General features: G+C 25.7%; 6 protein-coding genes. 2 read left to right on the top strand and 4 right to left on the bottom strand.

Annotated elements, in window-relative coordinates; all coding sequences use genetic code 11:
* Positions 1 to 165 precede the first annotated feature (165 nt).
* Positions 166 to 1,317, top strand: a complete 1,152-nt coding sequence (locus A500_RS18110) for a double-cubane-cluster-containing anaerobic reductase (protein WP_016209025.1) — start codon at positions 166 to 168, stop codon at positions 1,315 to 1,317.
* Positions 1,318 to 1,325: 8 nt separating this feature from the next.
* The gene (locus tag A500_RS18105; protein ID WP_016209024.1) at positions 1,326 to 2,096 is read left to right on the top strand and encodes an acyl-CoA dehydratase activase; all 771 of its coding nucleotides are present in this window, start codon (positions 1,326 to 1,328) and stop codon (positions 2,094 to 2,096) included.
* Between the two features lie 41 nt (positions 2,097 to 2,137).
* Here A500_RS18105 and A500_RS20605 read toward each other — a convergent pair whose 3' ends face one another.
* The 4 genes from A500_RS20605 to A500_RS18090 all read right to left on the bottom strand — a co-directional run bounded on the left by A500_RS20605 (position 2,138) and on the right by A500_RS18090 (position 4,152).
* Complete coding sequence (locus A500_RS20605) at positions 2,138 to 2,305, bottom strand: hypothetical protein (RefSeq protein ID WP_157453702.1); 168 nt, start codon at positions 2,303 to 2,305, stop codon at positions 2,138 to 2,140.
* Positions 2,277 to 3,074 carry a sensor histidine kinase gene (locus A500_RS18100; RefSeq protein ID WP_016209023.1) on the bottom strand — a complete coding sequence of 266 codons (798 nt, stop codon included), beginning with the start codon at positions 3,072 to 3,074 and terminating at the stop codon, positions 2,277 to 2,279. Before A500_RS18100 ends, A500_RS20605 begins: the two co-directional genes overlap by 29 nt.
* 23 nt (positions 3,075 to 3,097) lie before the next feature.
* Positions 3,098 to 3,424: a hypothetical protein gene (locus A500_RS18095; protein ID WP_016209022.1), complete on the bottom strand. Its 327-nt coding sequence runs from the start codon at positions 3,422 to 3,424 to the stop codon at positions 3,098 to 3,100.
* A 182-nt stretch (positions 3,425 to 3,606) separates the two neighbouring features.
* Positions 3,607 to 4,152, bottom strand: a complete 546-nt coding sequence (locus A500_RS18090; RefSeq protein ID WP_016209021.1) for a hypothetical protein — start codon at positions 4,150 to 4,152, stop codon at positions 3,607 to 3,609.
* Positions 4,153 to 4,289 lie beyond the last annotated feature (137 nt).

The raw sequence follows: 4,289 nt of genomic DNA, 5'->3' as shown, positions 1-4,289 counted from the left end.
GTATATCTTATTAAAACGTTTTCCTGTATGTAATTTCATGTTAAAATATCAATATACTAGTAAATTTAAAATACTATTTTTTATTTTTAACTGTATAAACTATATTAAGTAAACATATTTTATGTTTACTTAATATTTATTAAATTATAAGGGAGATTGAAATTTATGAAAATACAAAAAGAATTACCTGAAATTTTTGAAACCTTTGGAGAAATTAGAAGGAATTCATTCATTACGGCAAAAGAACAAAAAGAAAAAGATATACCTCTTATAGGAGTATTTTGTACCTACTTTCCTCAAGAAATAGCTTTAGCAATGGGAGCCTCAACTGTCTCTTTATGTGCATCTTCAGACGAAACCATTCCAGATGCTGAACAAGATCTACCACGTAACTTATGTCCATTAATAAAATCTAGTTACGGGTTTGGTAAGACAGATAAATGCCCATTTTTCTATTTTTCTGATTTAGTTGTTGGCGAAACAACTTGTGATGGAAAGAAAAAGATGTATGAATATCTTTCTGAATTTAAGCCTGTTCATGTTATGGAACTTCCAAATTCTCAAAGTGAAGATGGTCTTAAGCTTTGGAAAAATGAGATTATAAAATTAAAAAATACTTTAGAAAAACAATTTGATACTGAAATTTTAGAAGAAAATATAAAAAAAGCCATAAAAATAAAAAATAATGAAAGAAAAGCTCTTAAAGAATTTTATGAATTAGGAAAATTAGATCCTGTACCAGTAACTGGAGTTGATATTTTCAAAGTCTTAAATGGGACAACTTTTGCTTTTGATAAAGAAGCAATACCAAAACAATTAAATGAACTAGTTTATAAAATTAAAAATGAATATGCAAGTGTAAAGAAATATGAATCTAAGCCTAGAATTTTAATAACCGGTTGTCCCCTTGGAACAGCAACTGAAAAGGTTATTAAAGCTATAGAAGAAAATGGTGCTTATGTTGTTGCATTTGAAAATTGTAGTGGTGCAAAAGCTATTGAGGACTTAGTAGATGAAGATAATCCTGATGTATATGATGCATTAGCAAAGAAATATTTGTCTATTGGCTGCTCTTGCATGACTCCTAACCCAAATCGTATTAAACTTCTTGATAAGATGATTGATGAATATAAAGTTGATGCAGTAATTGACGTAATCTTAACCGCTTGCCACACTTATAATGTTGAAACCTTATCAATTAAAAGATTTGTTAATACTAAAAAAGATATTCCTTATATGAGTGTAGAAACAGATTTCTCTAATGGTGATATTGGACAACTAAATACAAGAATGGCAGCATTTATTGAAATGCTTTAGGATATATTATGAATATTTACACTTTAGGAATTGACTCGGGTTCAACATATACTAAGGGAGCTATATTTGATGGCGAAAAAATAATCAACACCTATAAAATAAGAACATCGGCCAAGCCAAAGGAAAGCATTTATTTAGTTTATAATAAACTTTTTAGTAAAGATATTAAATATACCATTACTACTGGTTATGGAAGAAATTTATTAAAGGAATCTAATAAAACAGTTACTGAAATAACTTGTCATGCTCAAGGTGCAGCATTTTTAAATGAAAAAACTAGAATTATTATAGATTTAGGTGGACAAGATTGTAAAGTAATACAACTTGATAATTCATTAAATGTGATAGATTTTATTATGAATGATAAATGTGCTGCTGGAACAGGAAGGTTCATCGAAGTTATGATGCGTATTCTTGAAGAAGATATTAGTAATATAGATGAGTTTGTTAAGGATAAAAATAAAGTTAATATTTCTAGCATGTGTACAGTTTTTGCTGAAAGTGAAATTATTAGTCTTTTGTCAAAGGATGTAGCTAGAGGAGACATAGCTTTAGGCGTTATTGATTCAATTGCTAAAAGAACCGCAAACTTTGCTAGAAGATTAAAATTACAAAATGATGTATTTTTTACGGGTGGACTTGCAAATTCAAATTCATTTAGAAATATTTTAAGCGAGCATTTAGACCTTGATGTAGTAACCGATGAATTAAGTCAATATGCAGGAGCAATTGGGGCAGCTATTATAGCCTATAAAAAATGTATGAAATCTATAAAATAAAAGAGAACCAAAATTTGGTTCTCTTTTATTTTAATTTTTATTCAAAATATATTGGAAAACTCAATATCCATTGTTTGAATCAACCTATTATCCATAAGATTCATATCTACTACTTTAGTTTCCTCTAAAACTTTTTTATCTGGAAGCAAAATTCTAAAATTACTACCTACTCCTTCATAACTAGTTAACTCTATTTTCCACCATAGCATTAACTAATAATTTTACCAAGCATAAACCTATTCCAGTTCCTTCTGACTTTCTCGTCAGATCATTATTTACTTGAGCAAATCTATCAAAAATAACTTTTTGTTTTTCTTTAGGAATGCCTACTCCTTCATCCTTTACATCTATACTTATAAATTCACATTCATAACCTATCTTAACAATTACCTTTTTCCCATTTTTAGTGAATTTTAGAGCGTTTGATAGTAGGTTTAGTAGTATTCGTTCATATTTTTCATCATCTATTGCTATAACTTTTTCATTAAAATCACATTTAAATTCTAAGTTTATATTTTTTCTTGTTGCAAAGCTCCTTACAGATTCTGTAATTAATCTTGACATACTTACAATATCATAATTTCTTAAATTTATGTTTAAATATCCTGATCCTGCTTTTGTAATGTCTAAAAGGTTATTTACAAGTCTTAGTTGCTGTAAAACACTCAAATTTATTTTATCTATATAGTTTTGTACTTTTTCAGGTAAATCTTTCTTATATAGAAGATTTATTAGTTGAGTTGTTGAGCTCATCACAGTTAAAGGAGTTCTAAATTCATGGGCAATAAATGAAAAGAATTCCTCTTGAGTTTTTAAAATTGTTTCTAGTTCCTTCTGATATCCAATTTTATCTGTTATATCTATTCCTACTTTTACTACTTCACGAATTTTGTTATTATCATATATAAGCTGATAAAAAGTTTCTATATATCTTTCTTTTTTATTAATTAATGTTTTAATTGTACTACCACTAATCATAGTTTTCTTAGATTTTATTATATTTATTTTTTCTTATCATTATAAGGAATTTGCATAAATAATTTATCACTACATTTATCAATCTCTAATATTTCTTCCTTAACCTTTTTATTATAATGTATTATATTAAAATCTGGATAAGAAAATCTACAAATCAATAAATCTAAATTATCTATTATATTATAGAAGCCGTCTCTTTGTTTTTCTAGACATTTTTCGACTTTTAAGGAATCATTTAAACACCTTATACTAGATACAGATCCAATTATATTATTTTCTTTATCATATACAGGATTACTGCTTATATCTGTTTTTATAGTTATATCTGGTCTTTCAACTATAAGTCTCATACTTAATATCTGTTGACCTTGCAGTGCTTTAAAATTGGGTAAATCAATTAAAGAAATTTTGTTTCCCTTTAAATCATAATAGTTAGTATGTGCAAGAGTTTCTCCTATATAACTAACATTATTATTATATATAAATTTCCTTGCAGCTTTATTAAAGTATTCTATTTTGCCATCTTTATTTGCTAAAATATACCATCACTAATATTATCAATTATATTTTTATATTTATTATTTTCCTCTTGTAACTCTTCCTTCTCCTTTTTAAGCTTTTCTATTTCTTTTTCCATCCTTGTATTGTTTAACACATCTTTATTTACATTTATAAAAGTTATTGTTAGATATTTTATTGTATTATTTTTTATTATTGGATTTACTATACATTTTAAATATTCGGAACTTCCATTAATATTATGAAAATATATATATTCAGAGCATTGCATTTCTTGGGTTTCAATAGACTTTTTTAGAAGATCTATTAAAATATTATCTGCTCCTATTTCTTTTATTTCCTTTAATTTAAATTCAGAATCCTTTTTTATTTTTATACTACTATTATTTAATATATCTATATAAATTTGATTCGATTTTATCAATTTTAGTTCTGGAAAATTATAAACACCTACTGCTATCTTATTATTATTTAATAAATTATCTATAAAATATATATTGTCTACATTATCTAAATTTATATTAGAACTTTTTAAACAAAAATCAATTAAGTTACTCATATTTAGCCCACCCTCTATTTAATAATTAGTGTGAAATAGAAATTTATATATAATAACCAATATTATGATATCATACGCAAACATTTTTTACCATATTTTCTCAAGAAAATGTAATTTTTTTACTATATCATATAAAT

The organism is Clostridium sartagoforme AAU1, from assembly GCF_000401215.1.
Lineage (GTDB): Bacteria > Bacillota > Clostridia > Clostridiales > Clostridiaceae > Clostridium > Clostridium sartagoforme.
This window is presented reverse-complemented; position numbering and strand designations above follow the sequence as displayed.